Genomic DNA, 19381 nt, shown 5'->3' with positions numbered 1-19381 from the left:
AAGAGCGCAGCGGTGGGCGGGCGGTTACCACGCGATGACATACACTTCAGGGACACGCCATGAGGGTACGAATTTGTCGGAACGAAGCCATGGTTTGCAGTCATGGATCGATCGCCTGAACCAAGCCGAACTGCCCGCGCTGGCTGCCGTCGTGCAGGATCTGCAACGCCTCGCGCAGCAGGATTCTGCCTCAGTGCAGCAGTTGGCCGATGTGTTGCTGCGTGATGCGGCGCTGACCAGCAAGGTGCTGCGAGTCGGCAACAGCGTCTACTACAACCCGTCCCAGGAAACCATCAAGACCATCTCGCGAGCCATTGTGCTGATCGGCTTCGACAATGTGCGCCTGATCAGCCTTTCTGTGAGCCTGATCGACGGGCTGCTCACTCGTGCGCCGCGAGAGCAGTTGCAGACATTGCTCGCGCGTTCTTTCCATGCCGCGGTGCAGGCGCGCAACCTGGCTGGCTATGTCATTTCCGGGCACAGCGAAGAGGTATTCATCGCTGCACTGCTCCATCACCTGGGCGAGCTGGCGTTCTGGGGCTGTGGTGGGGCGCAGGCTGATGAACTGGCCGATGCCCTTGAGCGCCCTGGTGTCGATGTCGATGAAGCGGTGCGTGAGGTGCTCGGGGCCAGCTTTCGTCAACTTACCCAGGCGTTGCTGAAAAGCTGGAACCTGGGCGAGACGGCCATCCTCGCCCAGGCAGGCGCCAGCCAGCATGATCCAGCTGCCTACGCCGTACAGTTGGGCGTGCGTATCAGTGAGGCGGCGCTCGGTGGCTGGGATTGTGCGGAAATGGAGGGCGTGCTGGGCAAGGTAGCGGCGTTTATCGACCTGACTCCGGAGGAAACCCTGCAGCAGGTGCTGGCCAGTGCTGATGAAGCGGTGAAGGTCGCCTCGACCTTCGGTGCCAGCAAGTTGTGCCGGCTGATTCCCAATACCGATCCCGAGCAGATTCGCCAGCAGCAGGAAGAGCGTCGTGCGCGCTTGCTGCAGCCGGATCTGTTGGTGATGCAGCAGGCATTGCAGGACCTCGGCCTGATGGTCAATGCCAGGGCCGATGTCGGGCTGGTGCTCGACACCTTGCTCAAAGGTCTGCATCGGGGCGCTGGCCTGGAGCGGGTGATGCTCACGGTGCTTGCCGATGGACAGAGCCGCTTCCGCGCCAAGCGGGTGATCGGTGAAAAGTCGCAGCAATGGCTGGAAGAGTTCGTACTGCCAGCCGAGCAGGTGGAGCAGCCGCATATCTTCAGTTATGCGCTGCGCCATCGTGAGGCGATCTGGATGGGCGTGCCCGCCAGCTACAACCTGGCCGAGCTGGTGACCCAGCCGATTCGACGCAGCCTTGGCGCTGGTATGTTCTTCATTGCGCCGATCATCGCGGGTACGCGGGAAATTGGCGTGCTATATGCCGACAGTCGGCTGTCCGGGCGGGCGCTGCGGCATGAGCAGTTCGTGGCGTTTCAGCGCTTCACGCAACTGGCGGGGCGTTGTCTGGATGCGATCAGCAAGCGCTGATCACGGCAGATAGAGGGTCAGCATTTCCCCGGGCTGGAGCTTGCTGCTGCGCGGGTTCCAGGCTTGCAGGCGCTTGAGGTCGATCTTGAAGCGCTTGGCGATCACGTAAAGCGAATCACCATGCTGCACGCGGTAGTAGGTGGCCTTGTCGCGCGAGCTGGAGGTGCTGCGAGCGGTGCTGGCGACACGCGCGTTGCTATCGGCGGCCAGGGTGAGCACCTGGCCGACCTTCAAATCATTGCCCTGCAGCTTGTTCCAGCGCTTCAGGTCATGCACGGCGACCTGGTTGGCGCGAGCGATCTGCCACAGGTTGTCGCCGTTCTTCACTTGATAGGTCCGGCTGGCCACGCTCTGCGCGGTGTCGCGCTGTTGATACAGCGGCTCGCTCGGCTGCGTGCCGGGTTTGCCTGGAATGGTCAGTACCTGGCCGATGCTCAGGTTGTTGCTGCTCAGGCGATTGACGTCCTTGAGCATGTTCACTGAAAGGTGATGACGATTGGCAATGGCGTGCAGGCTATCGCCGGAGCGCACGGTGTAACTCTGCCAGTCGACCATTTCCTGCGGTTTCATCAAGGCCAGGTTGGCGCTGAGCATCTCGGCTTTGTCGGTTGGTACCAGCAGATGTTGCGGGCCGTCGAGGGTAATGCCGCGCTTATAGGCCGGGTTGAGCTGCAGCAGTTCCTGTTCATCCAGGTCGGCCAGTTTGGCGACGCGGGCCAGATCCATGTGCTGCTTGATCGCGATCTGTTCGAAGTAGGGTTCGTTGGCGATCGGCGAGAGGGTCACGCTATAGGATTCCGGCGTCAGGATCACCTGTGACAGCGCCAGTAGCTTGGGCACGTAGTCTTCGGTTTCCTTGGGCAGCGACAGGTTCCAGTAGTCGCTGGGCAGGCCGAGTTTCTCGTTGCGTTCGATGGCGCGACTGATGCGGCCTTCGCCAGCGTTGTAGGCAGCCAGGGCGAGTAACCAGTCGCCGTTGAACATTTCGTGCAGGCGGCTGAGATAGTTGAGTGCGGCCTGGGTCGAGGCGGTGACGTCGCGGCGACCGTCGTACCAGTTGGTCTGGCGCAGGTTGTAGTAACGGCCGGTAGACGGGATGAACTGCCAGAGGCCGACCGCGTGCGCCGAAGAATAGGCCTGTGGGTCGTAAGCGCTTTCGATCACCGGCAGCAGAGCCAGCTCCATCGGCATGTCGCGTTCAGCCAGGCGTTCGACGATGTAGTGGATATAGGGGGCGCTACGTTCGCTGACGGTGTCGACATGCTTCGGATTGCTGGCGTACCACAGGCGTACGCGCTCGATGCGCGGGTTGATGCCTATCTGATCCTGCAGCTTGAAGCCGTCGCGCATGCGCTCCCAGATGTCGGTGTACTCGCGGGGTTTGACTTCGCTGCTGAGCCACTCGGGCTCACGTTCTATGCCAATGGCGCGGGAGGTATCGGCAGAGCGATCTGGGGTGTCGCTGGGCAGGCTCTGACAACCGGCTAGGATCGTGCAACACATCACTGCGAGCGCTCGAGAGCTTCGCGCCAATGCCTTTATATTCAATGGCTTGCGTGATGATAAAGGCATTGGCTGAGGTGTTCATCCCGACGAAAAATTCGGGCGATTCTAGGAATCGAGGCGGTGCTGGTCAAGTTTTCACCAGTCCTGGACTGGTCTTTTGCGGGCTTGTCGACCTTTTCTCAGCAGCTAGAACTTGTCTTTCCAGGCGCGCAGGCTAGCGAATACGGCGCTTGGCTCGCTCGGCTGCCGGTCATCGCGTCCGTTGGTCGCAGCGAGGACCGAAGGTTCGCCAACACGCAGGAAAGGATTGGTGGCCAGTTCCAGTTCGATGTTCGACGGCAGGCTGATGCGGCCTTCGTCGCGCCAGCGGGTCACTTCGGCCAGGCGTTCGTTCAAGCGTGCATTGTCCGGCTCGACGGCGTGGGCGAAGCGCAGGTTGCTCAAGGTGTATTCGTGGGTGCAGTACACCAGGGTACGGGCGGGCAGGGCCGCCAGGCGGCTGAGAGACTGATGCATCTGTTGCGGGGTGCCTTCGAACAGGCGGCCACATCCGCCTGCGAACAGGGTATCACCACAGAACAGCAGGTCCTGTCCGGCGTGGTAGTAAGCGATATGACCGAGCGTGTGGCCAGGCACGGCCATGACCTGGAAGCGCAGGCCGAGCACGTCGATCTCGTCGTTGTCGCTCAGATCGAGGTCACGGGCCGGGATCTTTTCCGCCGCAGGGCCGGCGACACGTGCGCCGGTGGCTTTCTTCAGTGTTTCGACACCGCCGACATGATCGAAGTGGTGGTGGGTGATCAGGATGTCGCTGAGCGTCCAGTCAGGACGGGCCTCCAGCCAGGCCATGACCGGCGCCGCGTCGCCGGGGTCGACCACGGCGCAGCGCTTGCTGCGGGCGTCCTGCAGCAGCCAGATATAGTTGTCATTGAAGGCGGGCAGCGCGTCGATCTGAATCATTGCGGGTCGCTAAGCTGGTGATAAAGGTGCATCTTAGGCACGACATGCAGAACCTGTCATGCGGAGGCAGCGATGACTGATGAGGCATTCGCCCAGGCCGACCCTGAGTGGCTCAAGCTTATCGGCGAGGCGCGCGACTGGCTTGCCGGGCCGCTCGGCCAACTGTTGCTGGAGGAAGAACGGCGCTTGCTGGAAGAGGAGCTGGCGCGTTTTTTCGGTGGTTATCTGGTGAGCTACGGCCCTGGCGCCGAGGGCCCGCCCAAAGCGGGACAGATCCAGCACAACGTGCGCCTTGGCGCGCCGATGCCAGGCGTGCAGATCGTCTGCGAAGAGCAGTCCTGGCCGCTGGGCGAGCACGCTGCCGACGTGGTGGTGCTGCAGCATGGCCTGGATTTCAGCCTGTCACCCCACGGCCTGTTGCGTGAAGCGGCGCGTAGCGTCAGACCTGGCGGACATCTGTTGATTCTGGGAATTCACCCCTGGAGCTCCTGGGGCGTGCGGCGCCTGTTTGCCCGGGACGGTTTGGCCAAGGCGCGTTGCATCGCCCCGAGCCGCGTCGGCGACTGGCTGAGCTTGCTGGGCTTTGCGTTGGAGAAACGGCGGTTCGGGTGCTATCGTCCGCCGCTCGCTTCGCTGGTCTGGCAAACGCGCCTGCGGCGAATGGAGAGCTGGGGCGATGCCTGGCAGTTGCCGGGCGCCGGTTGTTACCTGTTGGTAGCACGCAAGTTGGTTGTTGGTTTGCGTCCGTTGCGGCAGTCGCGCCGCGAGCCGATGGGCAAGTTGCTGCCGATGCCAGTGGCGAAGGTCAGTCGGCGTGATCTCGACAACTGATTGCGGCAATTTGCAGCCGGCCAGACTCCGGCCAAACAATTCTGTACAGAGCTTATGAATGTCTGAAAACCATGATGTGGTGATTTACACCGACGGCGCCTGCAAGGGCAATCCTGGTCCCGGAGGTTGGGGTGCGCTGCTGGTGTACAAAGGTGTGGAGAAGGAACTCTGGGGCGGAGACCCCAATACCACCAACAACCGCATGGAGCTGATGGCGGCGATTGCCGGCCTGATCGCGCTGACCCGGCCGTGCTCGGTCAAACTGGTGACCGACTCGCAGTACGTGATGAAAGGTATCCAGGAATGGCTGCCGAACTGGAAGAAGCGCGGCTGGAAGACTGCTTCGAAAGAGCCGGTGAAAAACGCCGATCTCTGGCAGAAGTTGGATGAAGAAGTGAATCGCCATCAAGTGAGCTGGCAGTGGGTGCGTGGGCATACGGGTCACCCCGGCAATGAGCGTGCCGACCAACTGGCCAATCGCGGTGTCGACGACGTGCGTGCGGCGCGCTGAGCGGTTATTCAGCACCTGAGTTAAGATGCTGCGCTGAGTATGCGGCAACCCGAATAGATGAGAGAGGCAAGGCGTGACAACCGAGAACACCGTCAAACGCTACGTAGTGCTGGATACCGAAACCACGGGTATGCCGGTCACCGACGGGCACCGCATCATCGAGATCGGTTGTGTCGAATTGCTGGGCCGCCGCCTCACCGGGCGTCATTTCCACGTTTACCTCAACCCCGATCGTGAAATCGACGAAGGCGCCATCGCGGTTCACGGCATTACCAACGAATACGTTGCCGACAAGCCGCGCTTCAAGGAAGTCGCCGATGAATTCTATGAGTTCATCAAGGGCGCCCAACTGATCATCCACAACGCGGCGTTCGACGTTGGTTTCATCAACAACGAATTTGCCCTGTTGGGGCAAAGCGAGCGCGCCGACGTCAGTGATTATTGCTCGGTGCTCGATACCCTGATGATGGCGCGCGAGCGCCATCCAGGACAGCGCAACAGCCTGGATGCGCTGTGCAAGCGTTACGGCGTCGACAACTCCAACCGCGAACTGCACGGCGCCTTGCTCGACTCGGAGATTCTCGCCGACGTCTACCTGGCAATGACTGGCGGGCAGACCAATCTGTCCCTGGCCGGTGAAGGTTCCGATGGCGATGGCAGCGGGCGCCAGCAGCCTACGCCAATCCGCCGTCTGGACGCCTCGCGTCCGCGCACCCGCGTCATTCGCGCCAGCGACGACGAACTTGCGGCGCATCTGGCACGTCTGGCCGTGATCGAGAAATCTGCAGGTGGCCCGTCGCTGTGGGCGCAGTTGGAAAAAGCGCCGGAATAACCGAACAGCGCAATTGCGACCTTTTCTTATAGCGTGATGCACAGGGGGGTTCCGCCGATCAGGGGGAGCCTCTAACCTGAGGCGATGGGCAGGCCAAGCCTGCCAGCCTTCAGGACGTCACAATGTATAAAGATCTCAAGTTTCCCGTCCTAATCGTGCATCGCGACATCAAGGCCGACACTGTGGCCGGTGATCGCGTGCGCGCTATTGCTCAGGAGCTTACCCAGGACGGTTTCAGCATTCTGCCCACGGCGAGCGCCGCTGAGGGGCGCATTGTCGCGTCCACCCACCACGGCCTGGCCTGCATCCTGGTGGCCGCCGAGGGAGCGGGGGAGAACAGCCGCCTGTTGCAGGACATGGTCGAGCTGATCCGCGTGGCGCGGGTGCGGGCGCCGCAGTTGCCGATCTTCGCCCTGGGCGAGCAGGTGACCATCGAGAACGCCCCGGCCGAGGCCATGGCCGATCTCAATCAGTTGCGCGGCATCCTTTATCTTTACGAAGACACCGTCTCCTTCCTGGCCCGACAGGTGGCGCGCGCGGCGCATAATTATCTGGAAGGCCTGCTACCCCCATTTTTCAAGGCGCTGGTGCAGCACACTGCGCAATCCAACTATTCCTGGCACACACCCGGTCACGGCGGTGGCGTGGCCTATCGCAAGAGTCCGGTGGGCCAGGCCTTCCACCAGTTCTTCGGCGAAAACACACTGCGTTCGGATTTGTCGGTGTCGGTGCCGGAACTGGGCTCGCTGCTCGACCACACTGGCCCGCTGGCCGAGGCCGAGGCGCGCGCGGCGCGTAACTTCGGTGCCGACCACACCTTTTTCGTGATCAACGGCACCTCGACGGCGAACAAGATCGTCTGGCATTCGATGGTCGGCCGCGATGACCTGGTGCTGGTGGATCGCAACTGCCACAAGTCGATCCTGCACTCGATCATCATGACCGGCGCGATCCCGCTGTATCTCTGCCCCGAGCGCAATGAACTGGGGATCATCGGGCCGATTCCGCTCTCCGAGTTCAGCAAGGAATCGATTCAGGCCAAGATCGACGCCAGCCCGCTGGCGCGCGGTCGTGCGCCCAAGGTGAAGCTGGCGGTGGTGACCAACTCCACCTATGACGGGCTCTGCTACAACGCTGAAATGGTCAAGCAGGCGCTGGGGGACTCGGTCGAGGTGCTGCACTTTGACGAAGCCTGGTACGCCTACGCCGCTTTCCATGAGTTCTATGCTGGCCGCTATGGCATGGGCACCCAGTACGATGAGCATTCACCGCTGGTGTTCACCACGCATTCGACGCACAAGCTGCTGGCAGCTTTCAGTCAGGCCTCGATGATTCACGTGCAGGACGGCGGGCAGCGCCAGCTGGACCGTGATCGTTTCAACGAAGCCTTCATGATGCACATCTCCACCTCGCCGCAGTACGGCATCATCGCCTCGCTGGATGTGGCCTCGGCGATGATGGAAGGGCCGGCAGGGCGCTCGCTGATTCAGGAAACCTTCGACGAGGCGCTGAGCTTTCGCCGGGCTCTGGCCAATGTGCGGCGCAACCTGAACGCCGAGGACTGGTGGTTCAGTATCTGGCAGCCAGGGGCGGCAGATGGCGCCGACAGCCTGACGACTGCCGACTGGGTGTTGCAACCGGACGCCGACTGGCATGGCTTCGGCGAAGTAGCCGATGACTATGTGCTGCTCGATCCGATCAAGGTCACGCTGGTGATGCCCGGCCTCAATGCAGCCGGCAAGCTGGAGCCGCAGGGCATTCCCGCCGCAGTTGTCAGCAAGTTTCTCTGGGAGCGCGGCCTGGTGGTGGAAAAAACCGGCCTGTACTCCTTCCTGGTGCTGTTCTCCATGGGCATCACCAAGGGCAAATGGAGCACGCTGCTGACCGAGCTGCTGGAGTTCAAGCGCAGCTACGACGCCAATCTGCCGCTGATCGACGTGCTGCCCTCCATCGCCCACACGGGCGGCGGGCGCTATCAGGGTATGGGCCTGCGTGACCTCTGCGACGCGCTGCATGGCTGCTACCGCGAGAACGCCACGGCCAAAGCGCTGAAAAGCATGTACACGGCGCTGCCTGAACTGGCGATCAAACCGGCCGATGCCTACGACCGCCTGGTGCGCGGCGAGGTCGAAGCGGTACCCATCGATCAATTGCAGGGGCGTATCGCTGCGGTGATGCTGGTACCTTACCCGCCGGGTATTCCGTTGATCATGCCAGGCGAGCGCTTCACGGCGGCCACTCGCTCGATTCTCGACTACCTGGCGTTCGCGCGGACGTTCGACCAGGCCTTCCCGGGGTTCGATATCGACGTGCACGGTTTGCAAACCGAGGCGGGTGAGTACAGCGTGGATTGCCTGGTGGAGTAATCCTGCCGTGGATCTGTCGGGGAGCAAGATCCTCGACAGATCAATCTCTTATCTCTGACATTCAAAGCGGTTGTTAACGTCCGGGGCGTGCCCTGCGTCACAGTGGCAAGCATCGACTTTTATGGCGCGCTTGTTATAGTTGCTCGGTTATTAATCACAAAATTGTTACTGTGCTGCCGAGCCGCGGCTGAGGATGCCTGCCATGTCCGACTACAAAGCCTTCCGCGTCGAGCTGGCGGACAAGATCGCCCATGTGCAGATCAACCGTCCGGACAAGATCAACGCAATGAATGCCGACTTCTGGCGCGAGATCATCGAGATCTTCCAGTGGGTCGATGACAACGACGCGGTCCGTGTCGTGGTGCTCTCTGGTGCTGGCAAACACTTTTCCTCGGGCATCGACCTGATGCTGCTGGCCTCGGTCGGCGCCCAGCTGGGCAAGGACGTTGGTCGCAACGCCACGGCACTTCGCCGCAAGATTCTCGAGCTGCAAGCCTCCTTCAACGCCGTCGACAATTGCCGCAAGCCAGTGCTGGCTGCCATTCAGGGCTATTGCATCGGCGGCGCCATCGACCTGATCAGCGCTTGCGACATGCGTTATTCCACGCTCGATGCGCAGTTCTCGATCAAGGAAATCGACATGGGCATGGCTGCCGATGTCGGCACCCTGCAGCGTCTGCCGCGCATCATCGGCGACGGCATGATGCGTGAGCTGGCCTTCACCGGGCGCAACATCGATGGCACTGAAGCTGCCCGTATCGGCCTGGTCAATCGCACCTACGAAAATCAGGAGGCGCTGCTGGCCGGGGTGATGGAGATCGCCGCACAAATCGCCGCCAAGTCGCCGATTGCCGTGCGTGGCACCAAGGAAATGATTCGCTATATGCGCGATCACCGGGTCGACGATGGCCTTGAATACATCGCCACCTGGAACGCCGCCATGCTGCAATCGGAAGACCTGCGCCTGGCCATGGCGGCGCACATGACCAAGCAGAAGCCGGAGTTCGCCGACTGATGCCGTATTCGCTGATGTTCGCTGCGAGGCCTAGAGCATGGTAAGTGGAGCCACATCCCTGAATCTGGTGCGCGACGAGCTGTTCGTCACCATGGAAGAGGCCGAGCAGAGCCTGGAGCATTTCATCGCCGAGCGGCACAACGGCAGTCTGTTGCAGCAAGCGGTGGAAAGCCTGCACCAGGTGCGCGGCACGCTCAATCTGATCGAGCTGGCCGGCGCCGAGTTGCTGGCTCAGGAAGTGCTGGATCAGGCCACTGACATTCCCGCTGGCGCTGGTGAGGAGCGCGACGCGCAGCTCTCGGCTCTGAGCAATGCCCTGCATGTCCTGCGGCGTTATCTGGAAAACGTCGACGCCCATCGCCAGGAAATGCCTGAACTGTTGCTGCCGGCGATCAATGATTTGCGTCAGGCCGGTGCGCAGCAGCCGCTGCCGGAAAGTTTCTTCTTCAGCGTTCGCCTCGATCATGCGCGGCCGCACACGGCTACCCAGCCACTCGATGGCGCGGCCAAGCTGAGCGAAGGCAAGCGCCTGCGGCACATGTATCAGGTCGGGTTGCTGGGTTTTATCCGTGAGCAGAATCCGCAGGCCAGCCTCAAGCTGATGGTGCGCGCCATGGCGCGCCTGGACAGCCTGTTCGCCAATGAGCCGCGTGGGCGCATGTGCTGGATTGGTGCCGCGGCCATCGAGGCACAGTGCGACGGTCAACTGCTACCGCGCAAATCGCGCAAGCAGCTGTTTTCGCGAGTTGATCGTGAGCTCAAGCTGATGCTCGGCAATCCACAATACGAAGCGCCGCGCAGCTTGCTGAAAGAGTTGCTGTATCTGGTCGCGCTCGCCGACAGTCATGGCCCACACGCCACTGCTATGCGCGAAGTGTTCGGCCTCACGCCGTTGCCATTCACCGACCATTTGCTGGAAGAGGAATACCAGCGCCTGGCCGGGCCGGGGCAGGCGGTGATGCGTTCGTTGTCCACGGCGATTCGCGAAGAGCTGGCCAGCGTCAAGGATATGCTCGACCTGCTCGAACGTGGCACCTTGCAAGGTGAAACCCTGGGCACCCTGCATGCGTTGTTGGGCAAATTGGCCAAGACCCTGGGCATGGTCGGCTTGAATTCTGCCGGCAACTCGCTCGGTGCTCAGCTGCCGCAGGTTGCCGCCTGGAGTGAAGAAACGCCGCCGCAGGCGGAGCAACTGCACAAGCTGGCTGATGCCGTGCTCTATGTCGAAGGTATGGTGGCCAGCCTGGAGCGTGGCGAAGGTCGCGATCTCAGGCCAGCTGCTGTCGAACCGGGCAACGAAGCCGACTCTTTCGCCACTCATCAACTCAACGAAGCCCGTATCGTGGTGGTCGACGAGGCCCAGGCCGGTTTGGCTCTGGCCAAGCGCGCGATCACCGCGTACCTGGAATCGGCTGGCGACAAGATGCACCTGTCCAACGTGCCGTTCAGCTTGCAGGCCGTGCGTGGTGGCTTGTGGTTCCTCGAGCAGCGCCGCGCCGCGATGCTGGTCGGTGCCTGCGCCGACTATATCCAGGCGCGCATGCTCGATTCCGCGCAAATGCCGTCTGAACAGATGCTGGAAACCCTGGCTGATGCGCTGAGCAGCCTCGAGTATTACCTGGAAGCCGGCGCAGTGATGCGTCCGGAAACCCGCCCCAGTGTGCTCGATCTGGCTGAGGAAAGCGTCAAGGCGCTGGGTATGCCGGTGGCGGCCTGATGGTCTGGCGCAACACCTTTCTCGATCCTGCTCAGGCTGGCGGCTGGGCGCTGCTCTACAACCAGCAGCACTTTCTTGCCGACAGCAATGGCGTGCTATTTCCGCGTGACTGGGTCAAGCGCCAAGATCTGCCGATTCTTGGCGAGCAGGGTATCGGTCATTTCGGTGACGATGCCGTTTACCTGCTGCAACTCAAACCCTCGGCGACGCTGGAGGGCTGCGCCTGGCAGAGTCTGCGTCAGTTCATGCTGCAGGGCGAAGCAGAAACCTTTCGCATGCTGGCCTACGCCGCGCAGATTGGCACCTGGCATGCCGAACACCGCTATTGCGGCAGCTGCGGTGCACCGACTCGTCAGCTTCCTGGTGAGCGGGCGATGCGTTGCGACAGCTGCGAATCGCAGCACTATCCGCGTATCTCACCGAGCATGATCGTGCTGGTCAGCCGGGGCGACGAGGTCCTTCTGGCGCGCTCGCCGCGTTTCGTGACAGGGGTCTACAGCACCCTGGCGGGTTTCGTCGAGCCAGGCGAGTCGGTGGAGCATTGCGTGGCACGCGAGGTGCGCGAGGAAGTCGGTCTCGAGGTGAAGAATCTGCAGTACATCGGTAGCCAGGGCTGGCCGTTTCCGCATTCGCTGATGCTCGGCTTCCATGCCGAATATGCCGGTGGCGATATCGTCATGCAGGAAGACGAAATCGAGGATGCGCGCTGGTTTCGTGTCGATGATCTGCCGCCGTTGCCGGCGTCGCGCTCCATCGCTCGCCATCTGATCGACCTCTACGTCGCGCGCCGCCTCGGTCTGCCCGAGCCGACGCTGCCGACTTAGCACTCCTCATGTAGGAGCGGCTTGAGCCGCGAATTTCATCGACCATTTCGCGGCTGAAGCTGCTCCTGCAAGATGCGATGTCCTGGCGGAGTTAACCGACCCAGTGCTGCCAGACCAGGCGGGCGGTAAGCGCCAGAACCACGGCGATGAATACCGGGCGGATGAATTTCGAGCCGCCGCCAATCGCCGTGCGCGCACCGAGAAAGGCGCCGGCCATCAGCGAAAAGCCCATGCACAGGCCCAGCACCCATGCCACTTGTCCGGCGATGATGAACACCGCCAGGGCGCAGGCGTTGCTGATGAAATTCATCGAGCGTGCCACGCCGCTAGCGCGCACCAGATCGAGCGGGTACATGAGCAGCGTGCTGACCGTCCAGAACGCACCGGTTCCCGGGCCGGCTACGCCATCGTAGAAGCCCAGGCTGATGCTCTGGGGCCATTGCCGGCGGCTGGCGATGGGCAGGTCGGCGTCCAGCGGCGCGTCCGGCGTCTTGCCGAAGAGCAGGTACAGGCCGCAGGCGAATACCACCAACGGCAGCATCTTGTTGATCCACTCGGCCGGCATCCAGTGCACTAACACCGCTCCGCCAATCGCACCCATGGCGGTGCCGGCCATCGCGTTCTTCCATTTGCCCGGGCTGAACAGCTTGCGCCGGTAGAAGGTGTAGCTGGCGGTTGCCGAGCCGAAGGTCGCGCACAGTTTGCTGGTGCCCAGCACCAGGTGCGGCGGCAGGCCGGTGGTGAGCAGGGCGGGGATGGTCAGCAGACCGCCGCCACCGGCAATGGCGTCGATAAAACCAGCGATGAAGGCGACCAGGGCGAGAATGGCCAGTGTGCTGGGGTCGATGGCGAGCTCGAGAGCGAAGGGCATATTTAAAGTGTCGACTTGTGGGCGAATGCGCAGCCTGCTGGCTGTTCGTCGTGGAGAGAGCTGCGCATAATGCCGGGATTTCGCCATAGAAGGAACGCAATCGATGCAATACGACGGGTTGGCCTGGGCCGTGGCGCTGTTGGCCATATTGGCGCTGTTGGTGGCACTGCGCATCCTGCTCAATACGGGCTGGTTCCTCGGTTGGTTGCGTGGCACCTGTGGTCTGGCATTTCTCGCGTTGGCCGGGCTGGTGGGCCTGGTGGCTTACGATCTGTATGCCTATGAGCCGTTGCAGCCGGGCAAGCCCTTGGTGACGCTGAGCTTCAAGGCCGACGGCCCGCAGCGTTATCAGGTGACGTTGCTCGAAGGTGGGCGCGAGCGCACGGTTACCTTGGAGGGCGACATGTGGCAGCTCGATGGTCGGCTAATTCGCTGGAAAGGTCTGGCCGAGCTGATTGGCCTTGAGCCGGGTTATCGCCTGGAGCGTCTGTCGGGACGTTTTCTGGCCATCGAGCAGCAGGCGCTGGCGCAACACGGTCGCGTGCAGTTGGCCGAAAGCCCCTATGGCGTGGACCTGTGGCGCTGGCTGCGGCTGAGTCAGCGTGATCTGCTGCTGTTCGACCCGCAGGCGCTGCGGGTGACCTATCTGCCGATTGCCGCCGATGCCGTCTACAGCGTCAGCCTGACGCCGACCGGTCTGCTGGCCGAACCTATGAACCCGGCAGCCGAAGCCGCGTTGAAGGATTGGTAAGCGGCAGCAGAGTGTGGCGGAAGTAGGGTGCGCCGTGCGCACCGATAGACCGAATCCATCTGCGATGCGCATCTCGCACCCTACAAAAAAGGCACCTACAAGGTGCCTTTGTCGTTCAGGGCATTCGGCCTCAGGAAAGGAAGCCGCCGTCCACGTTCAGCGCCACGCCGGTGGTGTAGCTGGAGGCGTCACTGGCCAGGTACAGCACAGTGCCGGCCATCTCGCTCGGATCGGCCACGCGCTTGAGCGGGATACGTTGCAGGGCGTGCTTGAGGATGGCGTCGTTCTTGGTCAATGCCGAGGCGAACTTGGTGTCGGTCAGGCCGGGCAGCAGGGCGTTGCAGCGGATGCCGAACTGCGCGCACTCCTTGGCGAACACCTTGGTCATGCTGATCACCGCAGCTTTGGTCACCGAGTAGATGCCCTGGAACTCGCCAGGGGAGACGCCATTGATCGAGGCGACGTTGATGATCGAGCCGCCGCCGTTTTCCTTCATCAGCTTGCCGCCTTCGATGGACATGAAGTAGTAGCCGCGAATGTTCACGTCCACGGTCTTCTGGAAGGCGGAGAGGTCGGTGTCCAGCACGTTGCAGAACTGCGGATTGGTCGCGGCGTTGTTGACCAGGATGTCGAGGCGGCCGAACTGTTCCTTGATCTGCGCGAAGACGTTGGTGATCTGCTCCATCTCGCCGATGTGACAGGCGATGGCAGTGGCTTTGCCGCCTTCTGCGGTAATGGCATCGGCCACGGCCTGGCAGCCGTCGATCTTGCGGCTGGAAACGATCACGTGAGCGCCTTGCTGGGCCAGCAGCTTGGCGATGGCCTCGCCGATGCCGCGGCTGGCGCCGGAGACGAAGGCGATCTTGCCGTCGAGGTCGAACAGTTGGGTCTTGGACATTGTGATTACCCCGGGGTTAGAGAGTGGATTTACCGATGACCTGCAGGCACATCTGCTCCAACAGCTTGTTCATGTGAATGAACTGGGCGAAGCGCTTGTCCTGGGTCTGGCCGTGATAGAAGCGGTAGTAGATCTGCTGCACGATGCCGGCCAGGCGGAACAGGCCGTAGGTGTAGTAGAAGTCGAAGCTCTTGATCTCGATGCCGGCTTTTTCGGCGTAGTAGTCGACGAACTGCTGGCGCGTGAGCATGCCCGGCGCGTTGCTCGGCTGGCGGCGCATCAGTTGCACTGGCGCCGGGTCGCCGGCTTCGATCCAGTAGGCCAGAGTGTTGCCCAGGTCCATCAGCGGATCGCCGATGGTGGTCATCTCCCAGTCGAGCACGCCGATGATCTGCATCGGGTTGTTCGGGTCGAGGATCACGTTGTCGAAGCGGTAGTCGTTGTGCACGATGCCCGGCTTGTGGTGGTCGGCTGGCATCTTGTCGTTGAGCCAGGCCTTGACCGGCTCCCAGGTCGGCGCGTCCGGAGTCAGGGCCTTCTCGTAGCGGTCGCTCCAGCCCTTGATCTGGCGCTCGACATAACCTTCGGGCTTGCCCAGGTCGCCCAGGCCGCAGGCGTTGTAGTCGACGTTGTGCAGCTCCACCAGCTTGTCGATGAAGCTCTTGCACAGCGCGGCGGTCTGCTCGGCGCTGAAGTTCAGCTCGGCCGGCATTTCAGAGCGCAGGATGATGCCCCTGACCCGCTCCATCACGTAGAACTCGGCGCCGATCACCGACTCGTCGGTGCAGTGCACGTAGGCTTTCGGGCAGTAGGGGAAACCGGCATTGAGCTGATTGAGGATGCGGTACTCGCGGCCCATGTCATGCGCCGACTTGGCCTTATGGCCGAAGGGCGGGCGGCGCAGGACGAACTCCTGCTGCGGGTACTCGATCAGGTAGGTCAGGTTCGAAGCGCCGCCGGGGAACTGGCTGATCTTCGCTTCACCGCTCAGGCCTGGAATATTGGCTTTCAGGTAGGCGTCGATGACGGCAGCATCGAGCTCTTCGCCGGTGCGAATGCGGGTGGATTGGTCAGTGAGCGCCATGCTTATCCCTTCTACTTATGATGGGTGCCCCAGATAATTGGCTAATCTAATGCTGTACCCTGGCTGTCACAAGCAATACGCGCCGTTATAGGCGGGCGTGTTGCACTACGATCAAACTGCCTGATCAGTCATTTTCGACCTGATCTTTCGCTTGTGCGCAGGCAATAAAAAACCGGAGTGCCAGGACTCCGGTTTTCATGTTTTGCGCTCAGCTCGCCGATCAGACCGGGAACAGTTCGCCCAGCTTCATCGCCAGCATCATGTCGCCTTCGGCGCGCAGCTTGCCGGCCATGAAAGCCTGCATGCCGTCGGTTTCGCCGCTGACGATGCCCTTGAGGGTTTCGCTGTCCATGATCAGGGTCACGTTGGCGTTCGGGTTGTCGCCTTGCTCGAGGGCGCAGGTGCCGTCTTTGACGATCAGCGCGTAGTTCTCGCCATCTTCGATGTTGAATTGGAATACCAGATCCAGGCCTGCAGCGGCGCTGGCGTTGAACTTGGACTGCATGGTTTGGGCGATGTCAGCAACACTCATGGTCTTATCCTTTTTCGGTTTTTTCGCGCAGCCTCGCGGCCGCAGTGGGCTGGAGCTCATCGATAGGTGATGAGCTCCGGCGCCTTCAGCAGCTGTAAATGCACATGGCTGTTGAAGGAAGCCAGACTCACCTCGCTGCCACGGAATTTCAGCTGGCTGAGCGAGGTATTGACGATCTGCCAATTCAGTTCGAAGGCATTCGCCGCCGGTACGCCGGTAATCAGGCGAAGCAGGGCGGTGATGGTGCCGCCGGAAGTGAACACGGCAATGTTCTGTTTGCTGTTGGCCTGTTCGAGGATGCGCCGCAGGCCGCCTTCGACCTGTTCGACATAAGCCTGCCAGCTCTGCAGGCCTGGCTTGTCATGCTCGCCGGAAATCCAGCGCTGGATCAGTTTGGCGAACAGGCGTTGGAACTCGGCACGGTTCTGTGCACCGTTGCGCAGGATATGCAGGGCTTCGGGTTCTTCCGGTAGCAGATCCGGCAACAGCGTACGAATCACCGCATCGGCGTCGAATTCGTTGAAGGCTGCGTCTATATCCAATGTCGGCGCATGGCTCATGCGCTGCAGGGCGGCGTTGGCGGTGTGCTGCTGGCGACGCAGGCTGCCACTGACGCAACGATCGAGGGCGATGCCGAGTTGTTCGAGGTGTTCGCCCAGCACTTCGGCCTGGCGTACGCCGACGGGAGACAGGACATCGTAGTCGTCTGCACCGAATGAGGCCTGGCCATGTCGAATCAGATAGATGCTGCCCACGTCCGTATTGGTCCCGGCACATTGAATGTTTCGCGAGGGTATGAGGAAGCTCAGGGGCTGTCAACGAAAAAACATACGCTTGTTTGAATTGCTCGTATGGCTATTGCAGCAACGCTGTCGAGGTTGGCCGCTAGGCCGCTGCGCCGGTATGCTTGAGCCTTTGTGTGCTCAGGCGCCGCTGCATTGTCCGAGGGGGATCCGTGGAGTTTCTTAGCGAGTACGCCAGCTTTCTGGCGAAAACCCTGACCCTGGCGGTCGCCATCGTCGTGGTCCTGGTGGCGATCGCCGCCACGCGCGGCAGGGGGCGTCGCGGCAGTGGCCAGCTACAGGTGCAGAAGCTCAATGACTTCTACAAGGATCTGCGCGAGCGCCTGGAGCAGAGCGTGTTGTCCAAGGATCAGCTCAAGGCTACGCGCAAGGCCGAGGCCAAGGCGGCCAAGCAGGAGAAGAAAACGCCGCCCAGCAAGCCACGGGTGTTCGTGCTGGATTTCGACGGCGATATCAAGGCATCGGCCACCGACAACCTGCGCCATGAAGTAACGGCGTTGTTGTCCATGGCCAAGGCCGAGGACGAAGTGGTGCTGCGCCTGGAAAGTGGTGGCGGCATGGTTCACAGCTACGGCCTGGCTTCGTCGCAGCTGGTGCGCATTCGCGACGCAGGCATCCCTCTGACCGTGTGCGTGGACAAGGTGGCCGCCAGCGGCGGCTACATGATGGCCTGCATCGGCCAGAAGATTCTCAGTGCGCCGTTCGCCATTCTCGGCTCCATCGGCGTGGTGGCGCAGTTGCCCAACGTGCATCGTCTGCTGAAAAAGCACGAAATCGATTTCGAAGTGCTGACCGCCGGCGAATACAAGCGCACCCTGACCGTCTTTGGCGAAAACACTGAGAAAGGTCGGGAGAAATTCCAGGAAGACCTGGAAACCACTCACGAGCTGTTCAAAGGCTTTGTCGGTCGTTATCGCCCGCAGTTGGACATCGACGCCATCGCCACCGGTGAAGTCTGGCTGGGTATGGCCGCGCAGGAGCGCCTGCTGGTGGATGAGCTGAAGACCAGCGACCAGTACCTGGCCGAGCGCGCTGTGGAGGCTGAACTGTTCCATCTGCATTTCGCTCAGAAGAAGAGCCTGCAGGAGCGTGTCGGGCTTGCGGCCAGCATGGCGGCAGATCGCTTTGTCCTGACCTGGTTGAGCCGGCTCAATCAGCAACGCTTCTGGTAACGCTTCGTTCATGATGGGCTGCACGGCCGACTCGCGTCGCGCAGCCGCGAACCACGACAAGAGGAGAGGGTGATGACCGAGTTCAAGGCCTTGCTAGTCAGCGAAGGCGCCGATGGCGGTTTCCAGCGTGAAGTAGTCCAGCGCAACGTCGAGCAGTTGCCGCAGGGCGAGTTGTTGATCCGCGTGCGCTATTCCTCGCTCAACTACAAGGACGCGCTGTCCGCCAGCGGCAATCGTGGTGTGACCAAGGCCTACCCGCACACGCCCGGTATCGACGCGGCAGGTGTGGTTGAGGCTTCCAGCGTTGCCGAATTCGCCGTGGGTGACGAGGTGATCGTCACCGGCTACGACCTGGGCATGAATACCGCCGGTGGTTTTGGCCAGTACATCCGCGTGCCGGCAGCCTGGGCGATCAAGCGCCCGCAGGGGCTGCCGCTGCGCGAGGCGATGGTGCTCGGCACTGCAGGCCTGACCGCTGCGCTGTGCGTGGACAAGCTGGAGCAGGCTGGCGTCACTCCTGAATCCGGTGCGGTGCTGGTCACTGGTGCTACCGGCGGGGTTGGCAGTATCGCGGTCGTGTTGCTCAAGCAGCTTGGTTATCGCGTAGCCGCGGCTACCGGCAAGGCCGAGCAGGCGGATTTCCTGCGTGGTCTGGGCGCCGACGAGATCGTCAGTCGCGAGGAGCTGCAGCAAGGCAGCGACCGACCGATGCTCAAGGAGCGTTGGGCGGGCGCGGTCGATACCGTGGGCGGCGATATTCTGTTCAATGTGGTCAAGTCGCTGCGCCACAGCGGCAGCGTTGCCTGCTGCGGGCTGACCGCTGGCGTCGGCTTCCAGGCCAGCGTCCTGCCGTTCATCCTGCGCGGGGTCAACCTGCTGGGGGTGGATTCGGTGGAGCTGCCACTTGTGGTCAAGGCATCGATGTGGGACAAGCTCTCGCTGCAGTGGAAGCTCGATCTTTCGCCGCTGTGCCAGGAAATTGGCCTGGCGGAGTTGCCGGCGGCTATCGAGCGGATATTGGCCGGTGGCATGGTCGGCCGCATCCTGGTGCGGTTGGACTGAATGAGCGAGGCCCCGCGATGACGGGCCGCCCGGGTTATGGCGCGGGGGTGTGGGGGAGTGGGCGCGAAATATTTGCCTACACCCAGCGCCGGAGGGGGAGGCAGCGGGGATAACGGGAAAGGCGGCGCCA

18 protein-coding genes are annotated in these 19381 nt (G+C 62.0%); 11 read left to right on the top strand and 7 right to left on the bottom strand.

Going from position 1 to position 19381, the window contains the following annotated elements; translation table 11 throughout:
* The first annotated feature begins 73 nt into the window (after positions 1-73).
* Positions 74-1516 (top strand): HDOD domain-containing protein, encoded by a 1443-nt coding sequence (locus EGJ86_RS12785; RefSeq protein ID WP_177432832.1) that lies wholly within the window; start codon positions 74-76, stop codon positions 1514-1516.
* Here the strand turns inward: EGJ86_RS12785 and EGJ86_RS12780 are convergent, their stop codons facing one another.
* A complete protein-coding gene (locus EGJ86_RS12780; protein ID WP_125835336.1) occupies positions 1517-3088 on the bottom strand; it encodes a lytic transglycosylase domain-containing protein in 1572 nt (523 codons plus the stop codon).
* A 120-nt stretch (positions 3089-3208) separates the two neighbouring features.
* Positions 3209-3982 (bottom strand): hydroxyacylglutathione hydrolase, encoded by a 774-nt coding sequence (gene gloB / locus EGJ86_RS12775; RefSeq protein WP_125835335.1) that lies wholly within the window; start codon positions 3980-3982, stop codon positions 3209-3211.
* A gap of 72 nt (positions 3983-4054) precedes the next feature.
* On the opposite strand from gloB, the gene EGJ86_RS12770 reads away from it, so the two are divergent.
* The 7 genes from EGJ86_RS12770 (at position 4055) to nudC (ending at position 12078) form a co-directional block, all read left to right on the top strand.
* Positions 4055-4813 (top strand): class I SAM-dependent methyltransferase, encoded by a 759-nt coding sequence (locus EGJ86_RS12770; protein ID WP_125835334.1) that lies wholly within the window; start codon positions 4055-4057, stop codon positions 4811-4813.
* Positions 4814-4871: 58 nt separating this feature from the next.
* Complete coding sequence (gene rnhA, locus EGJ86_RS12765) at positions 4872-5324, top strand: ribonuclease HI (protein WP_099524432.1); 453 nt, start codon at positions 4872-4874, stop codon at positions 5322-5324.
* A 73-nt stretch (positions 5325-5397) separates the two neighbouring features.
* A complete protein-coding gene (gene dnaQ, locus EGJ86_RS12760; protein ID WP_125835333.1) occupies positions 5398-6156 on the top strand; it encodes a DNA polymerase III subunit epsilon in 759 nt (252 codons plus the stop codon).
* A 122-nt stretch (positions 6157-6278) separates the two neighbouring features.
* Positions 6279-8522 carry an Orn/Lys/Arg decarboxylase N-terminal domain-containing protein gene (locus EGJ86_RS12755; RefSeq protein WP_125835332.1) on the top strand — a complete coding sequence of 748 codons (2244 nt, stop codon included), beginning with the start codon at positions 6279-6281 and terminating at the stop codon, positions 8520-8522.
* Positions 8523-8724: 202 nt separating this feature from the next.
* Entirely contained in the window at positions 8725-9537 is an 813-nt protein-coding gene (locus EGJ86_RS12750; protein ID WP_106732416.1) for a crotonase/enoyl-CoA hydratase family protein, read from the top strand.
* Between the two features lie 37 nt (positions 9538-9574).
* Complete coding sequence (locus EGJ86_RS12745; RefSeq protein ID WP_125835331.1) at positions 9575-11254, top strand: ferrous iron transporter B; 1680 nt, start codon at positions 9575-9577, stop codon at positions 11252-11254.
* Positions 11254-12078, top strand: coding sequence for an NAD(+) diphosphatase (gene nudC / locus EGJ86_RS12740; RefSeq protein ID WP_125835330.1), 825 nt, complete (start codon positions 11254-11256; stop codon positions 12076-12078). The genes EGJ86_RS12745 and nudC overlap by 1 nt, the downstream gene beginning before the upstream one ends.
* A gap of 91 nt (positions 12079-12169) precedes the next feature.
* Here nudC and EGJ86_RS12735 read toward each other — a convergent pair whose 3' ends face one another.
* The gene (locus EGJ86_RS12735; protein WP_125835329.1) at positions 12170-12949 is read right to left on the bottom strand and encodes a TSUP family transporter; all 780 of its coding nucleotides are present in this window, start codon (positions 12947-12949) and stop codon (positions 12170-12172) included.
* A gap of 103 nt (positions 12950-13052) precedes the next feature.
* Here EGJ86_RS12735 and EGJ86_RS12730 point away from each other — a divergent pair, with 103 nt between their 5' ends.
* A complete protein-coding gene (locus EGJ86_RS12730) occupies positions 13053-13700 on the top strand; it encodes a hypothetical protein (RefSeq protein WP_106732412.1) in 648 nt (215 codons plus the stop codon).
* 130 nt (positions 13701-13830) lie between these two features.
* Here the strand turns inward: EGJ86_RS12730 and EGJ86_RS12725 are convergent, their stop codons facing one another.
* From EGJ86_RS12725 to EGJ86_RS12710, 4 genes are all read right to left on the bottom strand, one after another.
* Entirely contained in the window at positions 13831-14598 is a 768-nt protein-coding gene (locus EGJ86_RS12725) for an SDR family oxidoreductase (protein WP_099524409.1), read from the bottom strand.
* Positions 14599-14614: 16 nt separating this feature from the next.
* Positions 14615-15682, bottom strand: coding sequence for a phosphotransferase family protein (locus tag EGJ86_RS12720; RefSeq protein WP_125835328.1), 1068 nt, complete (start codon positions 15680-15682; stop codon positions 14615-14617).
* Positions 15683-15902: 220 nt separating this feature from the next.
* Complete coding sequence (locus EGJ86_RS12715) at positions 15903-16214, bottom strand: SCP2 sterol-binding domain-containing protein (RefSeq protein ID WP_003459932.1); 312 nt, start codon at positions 16212-16214, stop codon at positions 15903-15905.
* 56 nt (positions 16215-16270) lie between these two features.
* Complete coding sequence (locus EGJ86_RS12710; RefSeq protein WP_125835327.1) at positions 16271-16969, bottom strand: histidine phosphatase family protein; 699 nt, start codon at positions 16967-16969, stop codon at positions 16271-16273.
* Between the two features lie 200 nt (positions 16970-17169).
* On the opposite strand from EGJ86_RS12710, the gene sohB reads away from it, so the two are divergent.
* Both sohB and EGJ86_RS12700 read left to right on the top strand, forming a co-directional pair.
* Positions 17170-18189, top strand: a complete 1020-nt coding sequence (gene sohB, locus EGJ86_RS12705; protein ID WP_125835326.1) for a protease SohB — start codon at positions 17170-17172, stop codon at positions 18187-18189.
* 72 nt (positions 18190-18261) lie between these two features.
* On the top strand, positions 18262-19251 hold the full coding sequence (locus EGJ86_RS12700; RefSeq protein ID WP_125835325.1) for a YhdH/YhfP family quinone oxidoreductase: 990 nt from the start codon (positions 18262-18264) through the stop codon (positions 19249-19251).
* Positions 19252-19381: the final 130 nt, after the last annotated feature.

This window comes from Pseudomonas sp. o96-267 (genome assembly GCF_003935465.1).
In the GTDB taxonomy this organism is placed as follows: domain Bacteria; phylum Pseudomonadota; class Gammaproteobacteria; order Pseudomonadales; family Pseudomonadaceae; genus Aquipseudomonas; species Aquipseudomonas sediminis.
The sequence above is the reverse complement of the archived record's forward strand: the minus strand, read 5'-3'. Positions and strand labels throughout refer to the sequence as shown.

Coding starts and splice junctions, on each gene's coding strand:
- EGJ86_RS12730 (WP_106732412.1), top strand. CDS start 13,053: ATGCAATACGACGGGTTGGCCTGGGCCGTGGCGCTGTTGGCCATATTG.
- EGJ86_RS12735 (WP_125835329.1), bottom strand. CDS start 12,949: ATGCCCTTCGCTCTCGAGCTCGCCATCGACCCCAGCACACTGGCCATT.
- rnhA (WP_099524432.1), top strand. CDS start 4,872: ATGTCTGAAAACCATGATGTGGTGATTTACACCGACGGCGCCTGCAAG.
- gloB (WP_125835335.1), bottom strand. CDS start 3,982: ATGATTCAGATCGACGCGCTGCCCGCCTTCAATGACAACTATATCTGG.
- nudC (WP_125835330.1), top strand. CDS start 11,254: ATGGTCTGGCGCAACACCTTTCTCGATCCTGCTCAGGCTGGCGGCTGG.
- EGJ86_RS12715 (WP_003459932.1), bottom strand. CDS start 16,214: ATGAGTGTTGCTGACATCGCCCAAACCATGCAGTCCAAGTTCAACGCC.
- EGJ86_RS12780 (WP_125835336.1), bottom strand. CDS start 3,088: ATGCCTTTATCATCACGCAAGCCATTGAATATAAAGGCATTGGCGCGA.
- EGJ86_RS12755 (WP_125835332.1), top strand. CDS start 6,279: ATGTATAAAGATCTCAAGTTTCCCGTCCTAATCGTGCATCGCGACATC.
- EGJ86_RS12770 (WP_125835334.1), top strand. CDS start 4,055: ATGACTGATGAGGCATTCGCCCAGGCCGACCCTGAGTGGCTCAAGCTT.
- EGJ86_RS12725 (WP_099524409.1), bottom strand. CDS start 14,598: ATGTCCAAGACCCAACTGTTCGACCTCGACGGCAAGATCGCCTTCGTC.
- EGJ86_RS12720 (WP_125835328.1), bottom strand. CDS start 15,682: ATGGCGCTCACTGACCAATCCACCCGCATTCGCACCGGCGAAGAGCTC.
- EGJ86_RS12750 (WP_106732416.1), top strand. CDS start 8,725: ATGTCCGACTACAAAGCCTTCCGCGTCGAGCTGGCGGACAAGATCGCC.
- EGJ86_RS12745 (WP_125835331.1), top strand. CDS start 9,575: ATGGTAAGTGGAGCCACATCCCTGAATCTGGTGCGCGACGAGCTGTTC.
- EGJ86_RS12700 (WP_125835325.1), top strand. CDS start 18,262: ATGACCGAGTTCAAGGCCTTGCTAGTCAGCGAAGGCGCCGATGGCGGT.